This is a genomic window from Levilactobacillus parabrevis, from assembly GCF_044051715.1.
In the GTDB taxonomy this organism is placed as follows: domain Bacteria; phylum Bacillota; class Bacilli; order Lactobacillales; family Lactobacillaceae; genus Levilactobacillus; species Levilactobacillus parabrevis.
Genome location: NZ_CP168688.1, coordinates 1,371,552 through 1,392,745 on the forward strand (window position 1 = coordinate 1,371,552; position 21,194 = coordinate 1,392,745).

Consider the following 21,194-nt stretch of genomic DNA (forward strand, 5'->3'; position numbering starts at 1 on the left):
GAGTGGTGAGGGTGACTGCAACCAGACCGGTCTGAATCGGTGATTAGTGGCAGTTATTGGCGCTTCTCCTGGCTTTTCGCGCGGAATCCTTTTACAATCCCCGGCAGTATGCTAAAATTTGACTATTAGACACTAACTAAAAACAAAGGAGCCACCGTATTTGACTGAAAACACAACGATTGAAAAAGAATATATCTTGGCCCGGCCTGAAGATGAGGTTGCTTTACTGGGAGCGCAGGATCAGTTCGTCACGATCCTTGAAGAAGGCTTGCAAGTAACAATCAAGCCTTTCGGTAATGTGATCAAGGTCTCTGGTGCTGCGGATACGGTCAACCAAACGCTGGCTATCTTGCGCAACATGAGCGACCTACTGGCCAAGGGGATCAAGCTCAACAGTGCCGATGTCATCAGTGCCATGAAGATGGCGGGTAAGGGCACATTGACGTACTTTAAGGATTTCTACAATGAAACGTTGATTAAGGACGCTAAGGGGCGTGCTGTGCGGGTCAAGAACTTTGGCCAGCGCCAGTACATTGACGCCATTAAGCACAACGACATTACCTTTGGGATTGGGCCGGCCGGGACTGGGAAGACCTTCCTAGCCGTTGTCATGGCCGTGGCTGCCCTGAAGCGCGGTGACGTGGAGAAACTGATCATTACCCGTCCCGCCGTGGAAGCTGGAGAAAGCCTGGGGTTCCTGCCTGGGGACTTGAAGGAGAAGGTCGACCCTTATTTGCGGCCTATCTATGATGCCCTGTACGCTATTTTAGGGGCAGAACATACGACCCGCTTGATGGATCGTGGAGTTATTGAAATTGCGCCACTGGCCTACATGCGGGGGCGGACGCTGGAATCAGCCTTCGTCATTTTGGATGAAGCTCAGAACACGACTAACATGCAGATGAAGATGTTCCTGACGCGATTGGGCTTTGGGTCCAAGATGATCGTCAACGGGGACATTTCGCAGATTGACCTGCCGCACAATGCCAAGTCTGGGTTGATTCAGGCTCAGCATATCCTGCAGAATGTGGCGCACATTAACTTTGTGACCTTCAGTTCTGATGATGTGGTCCGGCACCCAGTCGTTGCCAGCATCATTAACGCTTACGAAGCCAACGATACTAAACCAAATGGAGCTAAAAAATAATGGATTTAGAGATTTATGATAAAACCAAAGACGGCGTGCCAGCAAAGCACGTGGACATGATTAAAGATGTTTTGGAATATGCCGGGAAGTATCTTGAACTTGCCGAAAATACCGAAATGTCCGTGACTCTGATGAACAATGAAGACATTCACCGCATCAACAAGCAGTACCGCGGGGTCGATCGGGCAACCGATGTCATTAGTTTTGCGATTGAAGATTCTGAGGATGAAGACGCTGATTTTCCATTAGTCATGGACCCTGAGATGGCCGCCGAGATTCCCGAAAATATCGGTGATATCTTTGTTTCCATGGATAAGGTCGAAGAACAGGCGGAATATCTGGGCCACTCCTACGAACGGGAACTCGGATTTCTCGTGGTCCACGGCTTCTTACATCTGAATGGCTACGATCACATGAAGCCAGAGGATGAGAAGGTCATGTTCAAGTTGCAAGCCGATATCCTCGATGCCTATGGGCTCAAACGATAAGCGCAAGCAGACGGGAAAGAACCGGGCGTTCGTGCAGTCGTTAGGTCACGCGTGGGATGGCCTGCGGGCACTGTTTCATTACGAACGGAATTTCCGGAAGCACTTGGCAGTAGGAACGCTGGCGGTGATTGCCGGCATTATTTTAAGACTAACGTTAAATGAGTGGCTGTGGCTGGTGCTCGCCATCTTCTTGGTGTTGATCGCCGAAACGCTCAATACGATTGTTGAGGCTGTCGTCGACCTAGTGGTGGGCACGACCTATCACGATTTGGCGAAACGGGCCAAGGATGTGGCCGCCGGTGGGGTCTTACTCGCCGCGACTTTTGCCATCATTGTCGGCGCACTCGTCATGCTGCCAGCGCTGAGTCGTTGGTTCTAAGTGGAGGAAAATATGGATAATCCAAATTATAAATCAGGCTTCGTGGCTATCGTTGGCCGGCCCAATGTGGGGAAATCAACGTTTTTAAACCGCGTGATCGGTCAAAAGATCGCCATCATGTCGGACACCGCACAAACTACGCGGAATAAGATTCAAGGGATCTACACGACGGATGAAGCGCAGATCGTCTTCATTGATACGCCGGGGGTCCACAAGCCTAAGAGTAAGCTGGGCGACTACATGGTGCAGTCCGCAATGTCGGCTTTGAACGAAGTCGACGCCGTCCTGTTCATGATCAACGCTGCTGAAAAACGGGGGGCCGGGGATAACTTTATCATTGACCGTCTGAAGGGCATCAAGGCACCGGTCTACTTGTTGATCAATAAGATCGATCAGATTCATCCGGACGACCTGCTGGCCATCATGGAACAGTATAAGACGGCGCTGCCATGGAAGGCCGTTTACCCAATTTCCGCGCTTGAAGGAAATAACGTGGATGAATTCTTGGGTGACTTGGTTGACGAGATGCCAAATGGTCCCCAGTACTACCCCGAAGATCAGGTGACCGATCACCCAGAACGCTTCGTGGTCAGTGAACTGATTCGCGAAAAAATTTTCATGTTGACGCGTGAAGAAGTGCCACATTCAGTGGCGGTTGAAATCGAAAGCATGAAGCAAAAGGATGAAGATCACGTGCACATCGAAGCCACGATCATCGTCGAACGGCCGACCCAAAAAGGCATTATGATCGGCAAGGGTGGCAGTATGCTCAAGAAGATCGGCACGATGGCCCGGCGCGACATTGAACACTTGTTGGGAAGCAAAGTCTACCTGCAACTGTGGGTCAAGGTCCAACCAAACTGGCGTGACAAGGCAACGTTGTTGAAGAGCTACGGTTATCGTAAGGACGACCTGTAAAGCAACGGTATTTGAAAGAAAGCGGGGATGACGGTGGCACGTAATGTGACGGATTTTCACGGCATCCTGCTGTTTCGGCGCGACTATGCTGAGCGGGACTTCCTGATTAAGTTTTTGACGCGGGAGTTCGGCAAGAAGATGTTTTTGGTGCGTGGTGCCAAGAAGAAGGGCTTCAAGATGGTCGCGGATATCCTACCGTTTACGGTGGGCAGTTACGTGGGGGACATTGCCGATGATGGCTTGTCCTATATTCGCACGGCCAGGGAGACCAGCCAGTATCAGAATATTAGCGCGGACATTTTTAAAAATGCCTACGCCACGTATATCATGAGCCTGGTGGATGCCGCCTTTCCCGACAGTCAGCCGTTACCCGAGTGGTATCACCGGGTGCAGCGCGCGCTGACGCTGATTGACGATGGCGTGAATGCGTCGATTGTGACCAACATCATGGAAATTCAGTTGATGCCGGCCTTTGGGGTAGCGCCACAGCTCCAAGGCTGTGCGGTCTGTGGTAGAAACGATCTGCCCTTTGATTATTCGGAAAGCTACGGGGGACTGTTGTGCCAGCAGCATTGGCAGATGGACCCACGCCGGCTTCATCTGAATCAGCGGACAATCTATTACCTACGGCAGTTCTCAGTGCTCGACCTGGATAAGCTCCACACGATTAGTGTGAAGCCTCAAACGGAGCACGCCCTGCGGCAGTTGATGGATGAAATCTACGACAGCCAGATTGGGGTTCATCCCAAGAGTAAACGGTTCTTGGATCAGATGCAGTCCTGGTCGGCGCGGTTGATGCCACTGAAGGATGACAACGCAGAGGCCGGAGATAATCCTAAATCTTAATAATATGAGTGCCGAACGCTTCCCTGCACGGGGCGGTGTTTGGCACTTTTTTGTGTAGCGAGATGGTGATTAAAAGGGAGACAACGGTAATGATTGGACTGCTATTAGATGATGATTAAAAAATGGTCAGTGACCAGAAAAATGTTATTCATCACAGATAAGGTAATTTGTGATGAATTTTGATAATTGTTGTGGATTGTTCCAAAAGACCGGGATTATGGCGGGAATTATAGATGCAGAGTAGCTAAAATTTTTTTAACATAGGGTGAACCGTTTCTCCCGTGGCTATCTGGCGGCATCTGGTAATTTACATTATTCGTGCTACCCTTGAAATATAAGAAAACTTATTAATCGGAGAACATCTCCATGTGCGACAACGGCATGGGAAAAGAAAAGGGAAGATTAGACATGCAGACGAAAGATCGTCAAGAATGGGGTCGTGAAAATAAAACGCAGCATCAGTTCCTGTATGCGGGCGTTACGTTAGTGGCTTTGAGTACAGGGCTCATGATCAGTGCGCAAACAGCACAAGCCGCAACAGATACGACAGAGCCGGTCACAGCAACTGTTAAAAATTCTGAAAACGCAGCAGCTGGTGAAGTCGCTGCTTCAGCAAAGGCTGCTGGTAACCTGACGAGCGCTGCGTCTGACGAAAACTCGGCGCCATCTTCAGTGACGAGCCAGTCGTCTAGCGTTGCCCCGTCGTCAGTGACTAGTCAAGCGTCGAGTACTGCCAGTGGCAAGCCAGTGGCTGCACAACAACCGTCTCAGGCGGACTCACCAGCTGTGACAAGCCAAGCAACGACAGAGGAACCAGTCGAAAAACCAACAGAACCTGTACAACCACCGGTAGTGTCTACGGAGCCACTTCGAGTAAAGACTTCATCCGTGGCGGTAAACAATTCTAGAAAGTTCTCTGCGATGGGCTATTCATTACGGTTGAATCAGGTTCGGCCATCCTTGTTGTTATCGCGATCGGCAGTTGTTCCAACAAGCGCTGATGAGACGACACCGGATGCGGATGGATTTTCGTATGCCTTAAACGCTGCTGGTAATGGTTATATCATTACAGGATACTCGGGCACAAGTAAGGATATTGTGATTCCGGACGCTCATACCGGGAGTGCGGGTACTTTCAATGTCTCCGAAATTGCGGATAAGGTTTTCCAGAATGCGGGGATTAAGAGCTTAACCATGGGTGCTAATATCCAAGTTATTGGGGAGCATGCTTTTGAGAATAATCTGCTGAAGACGATTGATTTTTCCAAGGATACTAATTCGCTATGGGATATCAAGGCCAATGCGTTTAGTGGAAATCAGTTAACAGGTGTTTTGACGTTGCCAGCAACCTTAACAGAGATTGGGAATGCGGCGTTTGAAGGAAATGAAGGCGATGGCTCTGGTAACCAATTAACTGGGGTTGATTTCGGTCAAGGAGACAATTCTCTTTCAATTGGAGTCAACGCATTCTCCCACAATGCACTGACCAGTGTGGTGTTACCGAAGGAGACATGGTCTGTGGGGAATAACGCGTTTGATTATAATCTTCTGACCACCGTTGACTTAGGGAATGCCCTGCAGACAATTGGAAAAGCCGCGTTTTCAAATAATAAGATCACTGCTGTCACCATACCTGAGACGGTAACGAAGATTGATAGTAATGCTTTTGAGTTCAATCAAATTTCCCAGCTTGATCTGAATAATGCGAATGCACTGAAAACGATTGGTGGATCAGCTTTTGATAACAACTTGCTAACTAGTGTTGTGATTCCAGACCAGGTTGAAACGATTGGAGGTTCCGCGTTCTCAACGAATCAGACGCTCACACAGCTCACGCTTGGTAAAAACGTTCAGACCATTGGAGATGCGGCCTTTGCTGGTGATAGCATTGGAGGGGATCTTTATGTTCCGGATACGGTGGTTACTATTGGTAATACCGCCTTTACTGGCAATCAATTGACGGGATTGCAACTCGGCGATGGGACTTCTCAACTTCAAACAATCGGGAGCGCGGCCTTTACTGGCAATCCAGACTTGACTGGGAATTTAGTGATTCCAGATAGTGTAACGTTCATTAATGAGGGGGCCTTTGCTGGAGATGCCTTGACGGGAATTGACTTTGGCAAGAGTACTGGGACTATTGGGAATTCCGCATTCTCTGGCAATCACTTGGTAGGAACGTTGGTGTTGTCAGATGGTATTCAACATGTTAATAATGCAGCTTTTGCAGGTAATCAATTGACTGGTCTAAAATTGGGCACGGATTTGCTCACTATTGGAGACAGTGCTTTTGCGGGCAACCAATTGAAGGATACTTTAGATGTTCCCGACTTGGTGACATCAATTGGTGAGGACGCCTTTGCAGGTAATCGGTTGACTGGCCTAAAGCTAGGTACGGATTTAGTCACTATTGGAGGCAGTGCCTTTGCAGGTAATCAGGTGGCTGGTACTTTAGAGATTCCCGACTCGGTGACGACGATTGGTGAGAGTGCCTTTGTCAGTAATCAATTGAAGACACTTACACTGGGACAATCCGTAAAGACCATTGGCGCTGCAGCCTTTGCGAACAATAAGTTAGGAGGAACATTAGCGATTCCTGAATCGGTAACGGACGTTGGTGCCTCAGCCTTTGCCAGCAACGATTTGGGCGGCATCCAACTGAATGGTACTGTGAATAGTGTCGGAGATGGTGCCTTTGCTGGCAACGATTTACAGAGGATTCAGGCTGCTCAACCAGTCACAACTCTCGGGGACAACGCTCTAGCTGGGCAAAAGACATTGGCTGTTAGTGTGAACAAGTCCGGTAATCAACTGACCGGCATTCGTGCCGCCATTGCCAAGCAACTACAATTAAAGAACTTCACTCTGACGGATCCCATGATCTTTATGCTGGGTGATACGCAAGTTACGTATGATCTGACAACTGACGTGTTAACCTTGCCTGCAGACTCTAAGGGGACCAGTCTGAAACTGTCGCTATCGAGTGGAAAGACTGGGGATGCAACGGACCATTCCGGAAACTATGGGGTGGACGCCCTAACACTGAGTTGGTCAACACCAAGTAGTGGTTCTGGTACGACGACACCAACGACGCCGGTTAAACCAGTTCAGCCAACTACACCGACAAAACCAACCAAGCCAACCAAGCCAACGATTCCTAGCAAGCCAACTAACAAAGCTAAGCCGACTAAACGGGCTCAGAAAAAGGTGCCAACTCGTAAGGCTAAGCAACATCGAACTAAGGGGATGGCTGTGAAACGTGCGGGTCAGCGAGTAACTTTCAAGTTAGCCGGTTCCGCTGCGTCCACTGGATTCAATGGTGCGCAACAGGGGATGTCGCCATCCACGTGGTCCTATACGCAACAGTCGGTTATTGCAAAGCGTGGTTCCAAAGTTAATGGACAAGAAACACAGGTGCAAACGCAATTGCCACAAACCCTTGAAAAGGATAATTATTGGTCAGCGATTGGGGCTGCATTGTTGGCAGTCTTGACTTGGCTAGGCTTAGGTGAACGCCGTCGTCGCCAGTAAGACGGTTGAGATTACCTAAAATGTGTTTTAAAAAAATTTCAGAATAAAATGGTCGTCAGGATTAACTGACGGCTATTTTTGTACAGTAGGACTCATCGCAAGTGGAAAAGAATTAGGCCATCTTTGAAAAGCTATGTCAACTAGTGACCACTCAATGAAAGCAAGGCAAAAGCTGCTGAGAAAAGAAAACACAATCAGGCCTTCCAAAACTATACAGTTAGCTGTACAATAATCATAGAGGTGTTTCCATGAACGGTGATCAAATGATTTCCCGCAAGTTAGTTATTTTGGGACGGCGAATCAGGCATAAACAGAATTTATTCGTAGGTCAGCTGGAGTTAACCAGTGAGCAGGCTGATGCACTGCGGTTCTTTGAAGATTTTCCGCAGAGCACGATTACGGATTTTAAAGATCATCAGCAGGTTACCCACCAAACGGCCCGCATGATCGTGAAGCGGTTGGTTAATCGGCAGCTGTTACAATTAGACCCTAATCCTAACGATGGTCGCGCCAAGCTAGTTGCATTCACGGCGGCCGGCCTTGCGAAATGCCGACAGTTAGATGCGCATATTGAAGATACCAGTCAGGCACTGTTTACCGACTTTACACCGACCGAGCAGCAAGAACTTTTGGCGATGCTGGATCGCGTCAGCCAGAATTTGGAAAGGAACTGAGGTCGTGTGAAGACCCGTTTGTATACAAAAGATGTGAAATTAGTGTTAGCCGCTAGCTTCTTCTTCCTGATGAGTCCGATGCTGGTGAATCCGATCATTGCGGGATTCTCGAGTAATGTTGGGGCGAACAGTGTGTTGGCCGGGGTCGTCGCTGGGATGATGAACCTGACCTCGCTGGTCTTGCGGCCCTTAGCAGGGAATCTGACCGATCGCTTTTCCAAGTATCGGCTGACCTTGATTGGGGGAATCCTGATCCTTATTGCGTGCGTGGGCTATGGCGTAACCACGTCCGTCCCCTTAATTATGGTGTGGCGAGTCGTGAACGGCCTGGGCTACACGCTATGTACCGTTTGCATGTCGACCTGGATGGCCAGCCTGTTACCGGCCGACCGAATTGGCGCCGGCATGGGGATCTACGGTATCGCCAACGCTTTGGGAATGGCGATTGGTCCCGCGGTGAGTGTTTATCTCTATCACCATTTTGGCTATCGCAGTGTTTTCTGGGTCGCCGCGATTTGCGTGACACTTTTGCTCATCATCATTCAGTTCGTGGGTAACCGGAGTGTGCCGCACCCCGATTACAGAAAGAGTAAGGCCCAGCAGCCGAAATTGCGCTTGGTTCAGCCCAAAGTCATTCCAGTTGCCGTGATTCTCTTGCTCTTTTCTCTGCCATACTTCGCGACGCAGACCTATATTGTGAGTTATGTCGAACACCGCGGTTTTGCGATTCCGGCGGGAGCCTTCTTCCCGGTCTATGCGCTGGTACTGTTAGCGATGCGGTTACTTTTACGAGACGCCTTTGACCGGATTCCCTTTGGCAAATTCTTCTGGGTCTGCCTGGGGTGTAATCTGATTGGCATCATCGGGCTGACGGATATGACAAATTGGTTGATGTTGGCGGTAGGTGCCGTGGGTCTCGCTGCTGGATACGGTCTGATGTTTTCCATTTGTCAGGCGAAGTCACTCACGCTGGTTCCCGAGTCCGACCGAGGTCTGGCCAACAGCACATTTTACATTGGTATCGACTTGGGGATGACGCTCGGGCCTATGCTGGCAGGGGTCATCACGACTTACTTACCATGGGTCTCGCTCTACCCGATGATGGCGATCACACTTCCGCTACTCGTAGTGGTGTATTGGCGGAACCGCCGGAAGTTGGCCTGAGTTAAATTTGATAATAAGTGTAGGCCTGCCGGTTGGGAGGCCTATTTTTGATGGAAATTGATATGCTGTCGCGTTGAAGAGCCTGACTAGCGCGTAAATTTGAGCAAAATGGCTTTCCAGTAAAATGTAGGTAAACATTGTACAAATTGTGTAAAGGAGATTGTAAGACAACCCATTATTTGCTAGTTTAGAAAGAAATGCTGTACTGGGAGCTGACAGAATACATGGGTCTGAATTTTTCTGAGATACTGAAACCGGCATACGATATGGTAACTATGGATCAACCTGGAGCACTCGTGACAGTTTCTGCACCAACGGGTAGTGGAAAAACATTTGGGATTATTAATTACCTGTGTAAACGTGTTGTTGAGAATCGAAAGTTCCGCGCGTATTTTGTCGCCACAAAGAAAAATAACCTCCATCCAGAAATGTTTGGCAAAAGGCTACTCGCTGAGTACGTGAAAGAGAATGGTAATTTTGAGTCCACGGAAGCTCGTCGGCAGTATCTACATCGAACATTGGCAGTTTTGAGATCGTTAGAGGAAACGATTGCCATTGTTTTAAATCATCAGAACGATATTCCAGTGAGCCTACAGTCAGATGGGCTTTCACGTGTAGTGGAACGATTAGAAACGTACTATCAGCGCTTTCGTAATCAGCCGGATCAAGTTTTAAGAGGTGAGCGAATCAAGGATTACCAAAATATGGCGCAAGCATTTACTGAGTTTAAGGGTGCACTAATTGAGAGAGTAGCTGCTGAACTGGGATTAAATATGCCGTTGAACCAGGGTGATCGTGTCTGTTTTTGCAATTATGTTGCCGCTGATAAGACACCTGCCGCTCATTATCTCAATCAGTACTTTCCAGAAATTAATTTAGATCAACATCAATTAGTACTTCTTACGTGGGCTAAGTTTACGAGAAGCTATCAATCTTTTTTCAGTTCAAAATCAATCACGATCAGTCGTGATGAGGAACTTGGTGATTCACTAATTGTGTTGGATGAAATTGATGAGATGAAGCGTATTTTGAGTGATCAAATAATTGATGATAGCTTGCGATTACCGATAGATTTTTTAGCGCTCTTTCGAGAAATCCACGCGGCGACAAATAATCTCCAGAAAAGTCGGCCAGCAGATATTATGGCGATTCTTCGACAAAAGCAACGTTTTAGCAAATTAAAACAACGCGTCGATTATCTAGATCAAAAATATAAATTAACTGAAGACTATAAAACAATCAACTCAGCAACGAAGACAAATTTTATTTTTAATCTGTCGAGTTTAACGATAACCAGTAGTCATGCCTGGTGGAGTCGAGATAATCCGGAAGAAAAAAAGGTGGTTTTGACGCAGCTGAAACCCCAAACGGATGATCTTCACTTTTATGAAATGGTGCGGCAGATTGGCCTTTTTTTAGAAACGTTCACGGAATTAATGGGAAAGTGGGCGGAACTCTATCAAAGTCAGGTCAACGGGCAACGTGATGACTTGGAAAATCAATTGCAGTTAGAAAGTGCTTTGCGAACGGTCTGTGACACATTATGGTTGTCGCAAGATGCGAAGAATATTATTGTTGCGATGTTTCAACGGTTAGGTGGTTATCGGCGTAAAGCTTATGAGCTTAAATTTGAGAACTACTACGGCCGTCATTTACAACGTTATGGCTTGCAACTGGTCTCTTTAACGGATAGTGACGATCATTTAAATCGAACGCAAGTTGAGATTGGCACAGTTCAAACGACCCCGGAAAAATTTCTCTTGAGGCTCGTAAAACGTGGTGTTGTTTTGGGGATGTCGGCAACCGTTAATGTTGAAACGGTGCTCAGCAATTTTGATTTTAACTTTTTACGAGAGCCGCTAGGGGAACGATTGCTTGATGGACTCGAAAATTTACCAGACGCAGTTAAGGAAAGTTTTGACGTTAGTCGGCGCTATCGTGAAAATGGTGGAACAGTTAAGGTTTTAGAAACGACATCTCAGGCCGCAACCAGTGAGGGCGGACACTGTATGCGTGATTTAGTTCAAACGCGGTTGCAGGAGTTGAAACTAACGCCCGAGCAAGACGAGAACTTAAAAAAGTTGGACCAATTTGTTAAGCAGACGATGATCCAGGTTCATCAGCATTTTCAGAGGAAGGATAATCCTAAAGAATATCAGTATATTCAATTGCGTTATTTGGAATTGTTCGATAGCTTCATCTGTTTTTTAGGCAATGAAAAATTGCCAACATTTTTAGGGTTGCAGAGTGTCCTTCCCAAAGAAGATGACGACTTTCGACATTTAGTAATGGATCGAGAATTTATAGAGCAGGTGTGGGAGAAGTTGGTTGCCATCCTATGTTCAGCGGAAAGGTCACGTCCACAGTTACGAATGATTGCTAAGAAGTTATCGTCTCAGCATTTAGCTGTTGAAAATCAAGTGGCTAAAGCGTTAGATTTGCCGGCGGTTAAGGAGACTAGAGTGTATTTGCTGAGCAGTTATGCCACTCTGGGGGTTGGCCAAAATCTGCAATATCGCGTGGGAACTCTAGAAAGATCCCAGGTAATCGATATTGCACCCAAAGCGGTAGTGGAGGGCGATGAACGTCGCCAAATGGTGGATATTGCTGGTATTTATTTGGGACGCGTCACCCAAATATTTACGCAAATTCCGGATCAGGCTAAATTGAGTAATCGCAAAGAATGGATTACCGGTTATTATGAATTGGCAGGGCTCGTTGACAACGGTGAGATTAATTTAGCGCAGGTCGCAAAGTATGCTCGTAAGCAAAGTAATGGGCAACCGGTTCGTCAATTTCGAGAGACTATCAGTTATGTGGGTGCGCATACACGAGTTGTTCTACAGGCAGTTGGGCGTTTGGACCGGGCGTTTAATAAGGTACCAGAGACCATGGTTCTGTTGGGGAGCAAGGTTATTGATTATTTTAATGTCACGATGATGCAGGATTATCAGTTGGGGCCAGTTGCCCAAGCGATTCGCAATCATCAATTACAGAAAAAACATGTCGTGCTAACGTCAGCGCATATTCGACGGATTAGGTTTCGGAATCAGACACAAGAAACACAGGACGCGGTTTTACAGATGGTTGGACAATTGCAGATCTCGGCGGACGCCGCCGGACATTTTCAAACGTTTCGCGAGACGCTGCTAAAGTATCCAACGATGACGGCGCACCAATATGATAGTCGTCAAAACAGGGCGGAGTTTTCTTATTTAGATATGCAATCGGTGAGCTATCGGGCCCAACGAGAGGGGGATGAGTTTACCTTTCCGTCGGATGGTCAAGGGAATGTTGAAATCTCGGCAGAAGCAGCTGGATTGACAATTATTGCCAAAAATCCTGATTTGCGGAAGATTTTTGAGGCCAATCAGTGGCCATTATTTTGGACGGTGTTGGATTACATTCTTAATCCAGTTCAATTCGACAGCTATCGAGGAATTTTGGGTGAAGAATGTGGGAAATTTTTGATAGAAAAATATTGGTCAACCCAGTTAGCTGGCCTGACACACTCGAATTATGAGCTTTTTGATTTTCAAACAGCTAATCATGTTTTGATTGATATCAAAAATTGGCGGCAACCACATCAACGCGAGGTAATAGCAGAACGACAACATGTTATGGATAAGCTAGATGAAATCAGTCGACGAACGGGACAGTCAGATTGGCGCGTGTTAATGGTTAACCTAATTGCGCCGGCAGGGTCACAGAACTTCATTCAACAGGAATTAGTGAACGGTCGCGTTATGGAGGCTCCATTTTTGCTAGACCGGGATGGCAAATTTGCGTTAACGATGGCGGAGCAACGAAAGGTGGGGGAATTCTTAAATGGTCGATGATCACGGGCTCGTAAAGACAAATTATTTGGAGTATGAATTCGACAAAGTAGGGCTTGACCAACACATACGATTAGTTGTTGTGGAGACCATGCATCCAGAGAAAATAGCACACTGGTCGGAACAGAATGCGGTTTTGGCTATTAAAAGCTTAGGAAAGAAAATTTTATCGGATGGTAAAAGCAGTTTTCGCTATTTGGTTTCATTACGTAAAAGAACGACACCGCTGACCGAAGACAAAGAGCTCAAGCAAACGATTCTAACCTTTGATCAGGCCATTGCAACTGGCATCTCTACAGATATGTTGCTGATGTTACTCATCAAACAGATGAAACAGGGTCAGCTAGACGCGGACAACAGTTATAGAAATGTTTACGCGACAAGTGACTTGTATTTGGTGCCAAAATGGTCGGAAAGAGGTAATTTCCAGGCGGCCGTTAAAGTTGAAATCAAGAATCACGTTTTGCGGTTACGTACTGAGACGTTCAAAAAGACGCTTGATAAACGAGGCTTTGGATTGGCGGATGGTTGTTTTAAATGGTTGCCTAAGAGCAATGGACAACCATTATTTAAAGCAGGTGGTATCAAAAACCATCGAAATTTGACGCCCTTCTTATCGGTGGAAGAACTGGACCAGTTTGAGAAAACAAAATTAGGAATTATAAACGATTTGATTACGGGACTAAGTCAGCAATTTTCCGAGTATTTCAAGATGTTTCCAACACCGTGTGAGGTGCCGTTGGCCTATTATCAACAACCCAAATTGTCTTCCGCCAGTCAAGTATGGCAAGTGCTGCGTGGAAGTCGGTTTCACTTTGTTGCTAATTCTGAACAACCGGAAGTCCTTAAATTGACACAGTTTTTGCAAGAAAAGTCTGACCAAAGTTCGCGGCTAAAGGGACTCGAGATAAGGAGTATTGCAGGCTCGAAGCCAGTAGATGGCCTGAATATTCAAGTTGTCGCGGACTTGGATGACAGTCACTATATTTGTGGCTCTGGTAAGCGAGTCATTCAGCATCTTACCCTGACCAATTTTTCACAACTGATGCTGAAAGATGAGAAGTGGGATTTGTTGGACGATAAGGCATTTCAAATGATGTTGTATCAGTTGCAGATTAAACGAGAAGTGATGACCGCACAGCTACAGATTCCCTCAGGAGTTGAGATATCCGCTGCGTCACAATTTCGATACTTGATGCTCGATAATCTAGCCGACAGGAAATCAGAACCGCGTCTCCGCGTCACCCGATTAACAATCTCTGCTACTGGAAAGTTATCCTTTGAAAAGGGACTTTTTAGGGAGTCAGACGTGGCAGATACTGAACTTTTGAAGACAGCTCACCAAATTTGGGAGTCATCGAAGCGTCGGCACAGCTACTTGGTGGGCGCCATTCAGAGTGATACAAATCTTTTTATAATTTATGGCACGGACTTGATTACCGTACCCGATGGTGCCAAGTTAAAGGCACATTTGGTCGCGGCTGATGGTGAAAATAGACTTGCCCGCAGTGAGCTCATCACTGCTGCACAGGCAACGGTGACCGTTGATAAAACTGGGCGAGAGCAACTAATTCAAAAATTAGAGGCACTTGATCAGTCCACGCTGACCGTTCGACAGGTCAATGCTGTGCTTAAACGCAATTGGAAAACAAAACTCATGCAAGATTTTAATAACCAATTTTTTGAAGATACGGGTATTTGGTTGCACATTCCAGTACGCCAAAAACGCTTCGATGCCTATTGGGTTGGCACGTATGGGATGGGTCTACTAGAATTGCAGGGGCGACACTATTACTTTGTGGGCAATCATCAGCTGATTAAGGGGAAACAGGCACGGGCGATTCCCCTTAAACAAATTGAAGTTTTGAACAGTCCTCAGCCCAAAACAGATATTCAGGCGATCTTTCAGGCGTTTGAATCCCTATTACAGGTCGACTTTGTTCGCTTCAATCGATATACAGTGATTCCATTTCCATTCAAGTATATTCGTGAATATCTAGATCTGGAGGCACATCGGGAGAAGGAAAAGGCCACTTTAAATCAGCATAAAACCCAGCAGTAAATGTACGAAACGCATTGACATCCCCGCCCCAGACGGCTATCATGAAACACAGTTAAATAAGTCGATTATGATGAATGAGAGTCACGGTATCATTGGTTTAGCGAGTTCGGGGCAGTGGAAGCCGAATCCAATCCAGCGTGAGTTGGCACATTCGGAGTCGTTTCCAAGTAAGCTGCTAGTCATTGACTAGAAGTAGGGTGGAACCGCGAAATTAAAATTCGTCCCTACGTGAATTTGCCTTAGTGAATTCTCGTAGGGATTTTTTTGCGCGCTTATTTGTTTAATCGGTTGATCAGTTAGTCGCTGGCTCAGGCGTCACTGGGCTAAATCTAGCTGGCAACCACACAAGGAGGAACTGCACCCATGACAGAAAAACTGTCCATGCAAGCAATCATTTTAAAGTTACAACAGTATTGGTCTGCACAAGGTTGCATGCTGATGCAAGCTTACGATACTGAAAAAGGGGCCGGTACCATGAGTCCCTACACGTTCTTACGCGCAATCGGTCCAGAACCTTGGAACGCCGCTTACGTTGAACCTTCCCGTCAACCAGCCGATGGTCGTTACGGAGAAAACCCCAACCGTTTATACCAACATCATCAATTCCAAGTGGTCATGAAGCCTTCACCTGACAACATCCAAGAACTTTACTTGAATAGTTTGCGTGAATTGGGTATCGATCCTTTGGAACATGATATTCGGTTCGTTGAAGATAACTGGGAAAACCCATCCATGGGTTGTGCCGGTGTTGGTTGGGAAGTCTGGTTGGACGGGATGGAAATCACCCAGTTCACCTACTTCCAAGTTGTTGGGGGAATGGAAGTTGATCCCGTGACTTCTGAAGTTACTTACGGTCTGGAACGTTTGGCTTCCTACGTCCAAGACGTCAACTCCGTCTTCGACCTGGAATGGGCCGATGGCGTTAAGTACGGCGATATCTTTAAGGAACCTGAATACGAACACTCCAAGTATAGCTTTGAAGAAAGTGACCAAGACATGTTGCTCCGGCACTTCGATGAATTTGAAGACGAAGCCAAGAAGCAGATTGCTAATGGCCTGGTCCATCCAGCTTACGACTACATCTTAAAGTGTAGCCACACCTTCAACCTGTTAGACGCACGTGGCGCCGTTTCCGTTACGGAACGGGCCGGCTACCTTTCTCGGATTCGGAACATGGCACGTGCTGTGGCGCGGGCCTTCGTTGCTGAACGGAAGAAGCGTGGATTCCCGTTGGTCAAGGATGACAAGTTACGGGAAAAACTATTAGCTGATGAGGAGGCCAAATAATGGCACACACATTTTTACTTGAAATTGGTTTGGAAGAAATGCCCGCCCACGTGGTCACACCAGCTATCAAGCAACTGGTTAAGCGCACGGCAGACTACCTAAAAGAACAACGCGTGGATTACGATGACATCAAGCCATTCTCCACGCCACGCCGGTTAGCCGTCCTGATCAGCGGTTTGGCTGACAAGCAAGAAGACATTAGCGAATCCGTCAAGGGTCCCGCTAAGAAGATCGCGCAAGACGCCGATGGTAACTGGAGCAAGGCCGCTATTGGGTTTACCCGTGGTCAAGGCCTGACACCAGACGACATTACCTTTAAAGAAATCAAGGGGACAGAATATGTCTACGTCGACAAGTTTATTGCCGGTGAACCCGTTGCTTCTGTATTGGCTGGCCTGCGCGACATCATCATGGCCATGACCTTCCCAACCATGATGAAGTGGAGCACCCACCATTTCCAATACATCCGGCCAATTCGCTGGATGGTTGCCTTACTCGATGACCAAGTGATTCCATTTAGCATCCTGGACGTGACGACTGGGCGTACGACGCGCGGTCACCGTTTCTTGGGTAAGGAGATTGACTTGGCAACGGCCGCCGATTACGAAGAGAACTTAACTAGTCAATTCGTGATCGCCGATGCCGACAAGCGTAAGCAATTGATCAAACAACAGATCGACAAGCTGGCCGCTGACAACAACTGGACGGTCAACGTTGACGCCGGCTTGCTGGAAGAAGTTAACAACCTGGTTGAATGGCCAACTGCCTTTGCCGGGAGCTTCGACGACAAGTACCTGACGATTCCTGATGAAGTCTTGATCACGTCCATGCGCGACCATCAACGGTTCTTCTACGCCCGTGATGCCAACGGCAAGCTCTTACCAGTCTTTATCTCCGTTCGAAACGGTACGGACCATGACCTGCAAAACGTGGTTGCCGGAAACGAAAAAGTTCTGACCGCCCGTTTGGAAGATGCTATGTTCTTCTACACGGAAGACCAGAAGAAGACAATTGCCGACTTCGTTGACCGCCTGAAGACCGTTAGCTTCCACGATAAGATCAGTACCATGGCAGAGAAGATGGACCGGGTAAAGGCCATCGTTGCCGTCTTGGCTAAGCACCTGAACTTAAACGATGCGCAGACCAAGGCTGCTCTGCGTGCCAGCGAAATCTACAAGTTTGACCTGGTTACTGGCATGGTCGGTGAATTCGCCGAACTGCAAGGGGTCATGGGTGAAAAGTACGCCTTGCTTGGTGGCGAAGATCCTGCCGTTGCCCAAGCTATTCGCGAACACTACGAACCAATCTCAGCCGATGGCGCGCTGCCAGAATCTGTCCCCGGTGCCGTTTTGGCTCTGGCCGACAAGTTCGATAGCATTCTGACGTTCTTCGCTGCCGGGATGATTCCTAGCGGTTCCAATGACCCTTACGCTTTGCGGCGTCAGGCTACTGGGATCGTGCGGATCGCTAAGGACCAGAACTGGGCCTTACCTGTTGCCGAATTGGCTAGTGAGTTCATCGCTGCTGAAACGGATGCTAAGGTTGCTCCAGACCTGGACCAAGCTAGCCAAATCCAAGCCGTCGTTGATTTCATCAAGGACCGGATTCGGAAGATCTTGCGTTCCGCTAAGCAACGTCACGATATCATTGACGCCGTGACGAACGGAAACAGTAGTGATGTCTTACGGCTCTTCACGGCCGCAGATATCTTGGCTAGCCACGCCAACGATGACAACTTTAAGGACGTTATCGAATCCTTGACACGGGTTATCCGTTTAGCGCAAAAGGCCCCAGCCGAATTGGCCGATGCCACGGTCGACACCAAGTTGTTTGAAAATGACAGCGAAGGTGCCTTGGACCAAGGCGTTGCTGAAGTTGCTGCCGCAGCTGACAAGGGCCTGAATGACCTGTACGCTGCTTTGGCCGACATCCAACCAACGATTGCCGCTTACTTCGAAGCCACGATGGTGATGGACAAGAATGAAGCCGTTAAGAACAACCGTCTGACAGAACTCAGCAAGTTGGCGAACTTAGCCATGGGTCTGGGTGACTTGGACCAGTTGATCGTTAAATAACTGTTTTTAAATGAAGTAATTTTGAAGCCAGCTCCGATTATTTGGAGCTGGTTTTTTCTTGTCCGATCATTTGTGAACGAACGGGGGTATTCTGGTCGCTAGAACTTGAGAAATTCACCATTATACAGGGGAGTACAGTCGTTGAGAAAATGGGAAGGGTCAATGCTACCTAATCACACGCCACGCAAACTAGCTTTTTATGCTAATTTTGGCCGGCTGTTGGTCTGCCTCGCCTGGATTCTGCAAGTGTTAAATGTTAGCTGGCGGTCGATCCAACCGAATCGGTCGCTACAGGTGTTGATTGTTTTTACGCTGCTGGCATTAAGTCTGGTATTGCTGGCCTTAGTTCTCAAGCAGACGGCTTGGGACAGACGGGATAGCTTGTTACTAGATCTGAACTTCGTTTTTACCATCTACGCGGGCATTTTACTCCTATTGCCGCAAGCGCTAGATGCCGCTGCATTGGCCAGTCCGTCGGGGCGAGCCGGTCTGATTTGCACCGTGGCGGGCCTAATGTTGGCGTATGTGCCACCGCAAGAAGTTCATGTTTTTCACACGAGTTGGCCTAGGGGCAACTCTCCGCTCGTTCAACGGTTATTGATTAACCAGGGACGGATTCTGGTAGGCTTAGGCATTGTCGGTCAGCTACTGGGTGCCAGAACAGGGTGATTCGCCGAAAGACTTTCTTTAGCCTTCCAATGAGGTTAGTGAGTCGTTTAACTTTTATCCTGCGCGGGGAAGGTGTAGATTGGAAATAGGGTTTTTCAAAAGTCCGAGTGAGCTATAAAAGTTGACAATGCCCCCATAGGTGGTATCATATATAGTGTATTTTTGCGCACGAATTCTAATTAAAGAGTCGCACTTTTCGGGTTTCCGGGGTGCGACTTTTCAAGGCTATGGTGAGCAAACGGAAACGCGTAAGGGAGTGATTGGTTGGCGAAGATACCCGAAGACGTGATTGAGACGGTTCGGACGGCCACAAATATTGCGGACGTTGTCGGCCAGTACGTGCAACTGAAAAAATCCGGTAAGAATTTATTTGGTTTATGTCCCTTCCACGAGGAACGGACACCCTCGTTTTCCGTTTCGGAAGATAAGCAGATTTTTCACTGCTTTAGCTGTGGTCGGGGGGGTAACGTCTTCAAGTTTCTGATGGAGCTGGAGCACGTGACTTTTCCCGAAGCCGTGGTCAAGGTGGCCGATTTCAGTCACGTTGACCTCGACAGTGAGTATCGGCAAGATGCCGCGGGTCCCGCTGTAGATTCCAAGACGGGCCAACTGCTCGCCTTGCATGAACAGGCCGCCAAGTTGTATCACCACATCTTGGTCAACACCGAGATGGGACAACCGGCATTGGATTATTTGCACGACCGCGGGCTAACTGATGAGACGATTGAGACTTACCAGTTAGGTTTCGCGCCGAGTCAACGCCTACTCAAGCCATTCTTTGACCAGCGACAGAGCGACTACCAGTTACTTCGGCAGTCCGGGCTGTTCATTGAAAATGCGCAAGGTGAGTTGCGTGACCGCTTCACCGAGCGGGTCATGTTCCCTCTGCGAAATGCGAGTGGGCACGTGGCAGCCTTTTCCGGCCGGCTCCTCAAGAAGGCTGACGACCAACCGAAGTATTTAAACAGCCCTGAAACCACATTATTTAATAAAAGTAAGCTGTTGTTTAACTTCGATTTGGCCCGACCAGCGATTCGGCAAGCCGGAGAAGTCACTTTATTTGAAGGTTACATGGATGTCATCTCGGCGACCCAAGCGGGCGTCAACAATGGGATTGCTTCCATGGGAACGAGTCTAACGACCGAGCAGATCTACGCCATTGAGCGGACCACGGACAAGCTCAACGTGTGTTACGATGGAGATGAACCCGGGCAACGGGCCATCGACCGGGCATTGCGGCTATTGGGCGAGCACAGTCACCTGCAACTCAGCGTGATTCAACTTCCCGAGGGCCAAGATCCCGATGAATACCGTAAGGCTCACGGCGACGAGGCATTTCGCCAAATGTTAGTCTCCGCTAAGGAACCGCCGCTGCGCTTTCAAATGCGCTTTCTGCGGCGCAACCGGGCGTTGGAGACGGACAGTGAACGGCTGGAATATGTGAATCAGGTCATGCCTCTCTTGGCGCAGGTCAACGAGCCGGTCGAGCTGGACATGTACCTGAGTCAGCTGGCCAGTGAGTTTCACATCGATAAGGCGGCATTGGCCGCGCAGCTCAAGCAGGTGCAGCGGGATACTGCGGCTCAGCAAGAGCGTCAGCGGCCAAGCACACCGGCTCCCGCGCCAACCACTGCGCCACCGGTCACTGTGCATCAGCAGCAGCGACCGCTGAATCGCTTGGAACGGGCGGAACGCAATCTGCTCTATCGTTGTTTACACGACCGGAACGTTTGGGCGAAAGTGACCAGCGTTGCCGATTTCAGTTTCGTGCATGACGACTATCAAATTATTTATACCTTGGCCCAGGGTTATTTTCAAACGCATCAAGTGTATCAAACCGCGCAGTTCACGGACTTCATTCAAGAAGACCGCCTGCAACAGCTTGTGATCGATCTCGAGACAACACCTAATATGGCCGCGGCGGTAACCCCGCGGGAGATCGATGATTATTTAGCGGTGATTATGGATGAGGCGCCGGTCGAGGCGAAGCTCCGGCAAAAGAAAAATCAATTGGCGGAAGCTTCGCGACTAGGCGATGCCGACCAACAACGTCAACTCGTCGTTGAGATTGTGCAGTTGGAACGACAGCGTCAGGCGAACAAACAAGTTTAATCTAGG

The 21,194-nt window shown here is 48.2% G+C and carries 14 protein-coding genes; all 14 read left to right on the forward strand.

The genetic code is table 11. The features are described from left to right. Positions 1–160: 160 nt before the first annotated feature. The 14 genes from ACEPSU_RS06530 (at position 161) to dnaG (ending at position 21,188) form a co-directional block, all read left to right on the forward strand. Positions 161–1,147 (forward strand): PhoH family protein, encoded by a 987-nt coding sequence (locus tag ACEPSU_RS06530; RefSeq protein WP_395361480.1) that lies wholly within the window; start codon positions 161–163, stop codon positions 1,145–1,147. Next, on the forward strand, positions 1,147–1,635 hold the full coding sequence (gene ybeY / locus ACEPSU_RS06535; protein WP_020088525.1) for an rRNA maturation RNase YbeY: 489 nt from the start codon (positions 1,147–1,149) through the stop codon (positions 1,633–1,635). Before ACEPSU_RS06530 ends, ybeY begins: the two co-directional genes overlap by 1 nt. Continuing rightward, on the forward strand, positions 1,613–2,014 hold the full coding sequence (locus ACEPSU_RS06540) for a diacylglycerol kinase family protein (RefSeq protein ID WP_020088524.1): 402 nt from the start codon (positions 1,613–1,615) through the stop codon (positions 2,012–2,014). Before ybeY ends, ACEPSU_RS06540 begins: the two co-directional genes overlap by 23 nt. A gap of 12 nt (positions 2,015–2,026) precedes the next feature. Then, positions 2,027–2,932, forward strand: a complete 906-nt coding sequence (era, locus tag ACEPSU_RS06545; RefSeq protein WP_020088523.1) for a GTPase Era — start codon at positions 2,027–2,029, stop codon at positions 2,930–2,932. Positions 2,933–2,959: 27 nt separating this feature from the next. After that, positions 2,960–3,778, forward strand: coding sequence for a DNA repair protein RecO (gene recO / locus ACEPSU_RS06550; protein ID WP_395320723.1), 819 nt, complete (start codon positions 2,960–2,962; stop codon positions 3,776–3,778). Positions 3,779–4,186: 408 nt separating this feature from the next. Continuing rightward, on the forward strand, positions 4,187–7,309 hold the full coding sequence (locus tag ACEPSU_RS06555) for a leucine-rich repeat domain-containing protein (RefSeq protein ID WP_395320724.1): 3,123 nt from the start codon (positions 4,187–4,189) through the stop codon (positions 7,307–7,309). A gap of 248 nt (positions 7,310–7,557) precedes the next feature. After that, positions 7,558–7,983 carry a MarR family winged helix-turn-helix transcriptional regulator gene (locus ACEPSU_RS06560; RefSeq protein ID WP_395320725.1) on the forward strand — a complete coding sequence of 142 codons (426 nt, stop codon included), beginning with the start codon at positions 7,558–7,560 and terminating at the stop codon, positions 7,981–7,983. 6 nt (positions 7,984–7,989) lie between these two features. Further along, positions 7,990–9,147: an MFS transporter gene (locus ACEPSU_RS06565; protein WP_395320727.1), complete on the forward strand. Its 1,158-nt coding sequence runs from the start codon at positions 7,990–7,992 to the stop codon at positions 9,145–9,147. Between the two features lie 224 nt (positions 9,148–9,371). Further along, a complete protein-coding gene (locus ACEPSU_RS06570) occupies positions 9,372–12,986 on the forward strand; it encodes a hypothetical protein (RefSeq protein ID WP_395320728.1) in 3,615 nt (1,204 codons plus the stop codon). Then, a complete protein-coding gene (locus ACEPSU_RS06575; protein WP_395320729.1) occupies positions 12,976–15,045 on the forward strand; it encodes a hypothetical protein in 2,070 nt (689 codons plus the stop codon). Before ACEPSU_RS06570 ends, ACEPSU_RS06575 begins: the two co-directional genes overlap by 11 nt. 363 nt (positions 15,046–15,408) lie before the next feature. Next, the gene (glyQ, locus tag ACEPSU_RS06580) at positions 15,409–16,332 is read left to right on the forward strand and encodes a glycine--tRNA ligase subunit alpha (RefSeq protein WP_395323294.1); all 924 of its coding nucleotides are present in this window, start codon (positions 15,409–15,411) and stop codon (positions 16,330–16,332) included. Then, positions 16,332–18,407, forward strand: a complete 2,076-nt coding sequence (gene glyS, locus ACEPSU_RS06585; protein ID WP_395361482.1) for a glycine--tRNA ligase subunit beta — start codon at positions 16,332–16,334, stop codon at positions 18,405–18,407. Before glyQ ends, glyS begins: the two co-directional genes overlap by 1 nt. A 141-nt stretch (positions 18,408–18,548) precedes the next feature. Beyond that, positions 18,549–19,076 carry a hypothetical protein gene (locus tag ACEPSU_RS06590; RefSeq protein WP_395320732.1) on the forward strand — a complete coding sequence of 176 codons (528 nt, stop codon included), beginning with the start codon at positions 18,549–18,551 and terminating at the stop codon, positions 19,074–19,076. A gap of 264 nt (positions 19,077–19,340) precedes the next feature. Next, positions 19,341–21,188 carry a DNA primase gene (dnaG, locus tag ACEPSU_RS06595; protein WP_395320733.1) on the forward strand — a complete coding sequence of 616 codons (1,848 nt, stop codon included), beginning with the start codon at positions 19,341–19,343 and terminating at the stop codon, positions 21,186–21,188. Positions 21,189–21,194: the final 6 nt, after the last annotated feature.

What these genes read in the sequence shown, in the direction of transcription:
- ybeY (WP_020088525.1), top strand. Translation starts at nt 1,147, where the DNA reads ATGGATTTAGAGATTTATGATAAAACCAAAGACGGCGTGCCAGCAAAG.
- ACEPSU_RS06540 (WP_020088524.1), top strand. Translation starts at nt 1,613, where the DNA reads ATGCCTATGGGCTCAAACGATAAGCGCAAGCAGACGGGAAAGAACCGG.
- era (WP_020088523.1), top strand. Translation starts at nt 2,027, where the DNA reads ATGGATAATCCAAATTATAAATCAGGCTTCGTGGCTATCGTTGGCCGG.
- recO (WP_395320723.1), top strand. Translation starts at nt 2,960, where the DNA reads ATGACGGTGGCACGTAATGTGACGGATTTTCACGGCATCCTGCTGTTT.
- ACEPSU_RS06555 (WP_395320724.1), top strand. Translation starts at nt 4,187, where the DNA reads ATGCAGACGAAAGATCGTCAAGAATGGGGTCGTGAAAATAAAACGCAG.
- ACEPSU_RS06560 (WP_395320725.1), top strand. Translation starts at nt 7,558, where the DNA reads ATGAACGGTGATCAAATGATTTCCCGCAAGTTAGTTATTTTGGGACGG.
- ACEPSU_RS06570 (WP_395320728.1), top strand. Translation starts at nt 9,372, where the DNA reads ATGGGTCTGAATTTTTCTGAGATACTGAAACCGGCATACGATATGGTA.
- ACEPSU_RS06575 (WP_395320729.1), top strand. Translation starts at nt 12,976, where the DNA reads ATGGTCGATGATCACGGGCTCGTAAAGACAAATTATTTGGAGTATGAA.
- glyQ (WP_395323294.1), top strand. Translation starts at nt 15,409, where the DNA reads ATGACAGAAAAACTGTCCATGCAAGCAATCATTTTAAAGTTACAACAG.
- glyS (WP_395361482.1), top strand. Translation starts at nt 16,332, where the DNA reads ATGGCACACACATTTTTACTTGAAATTGGTTTGGAAGAAATGCCCGCC.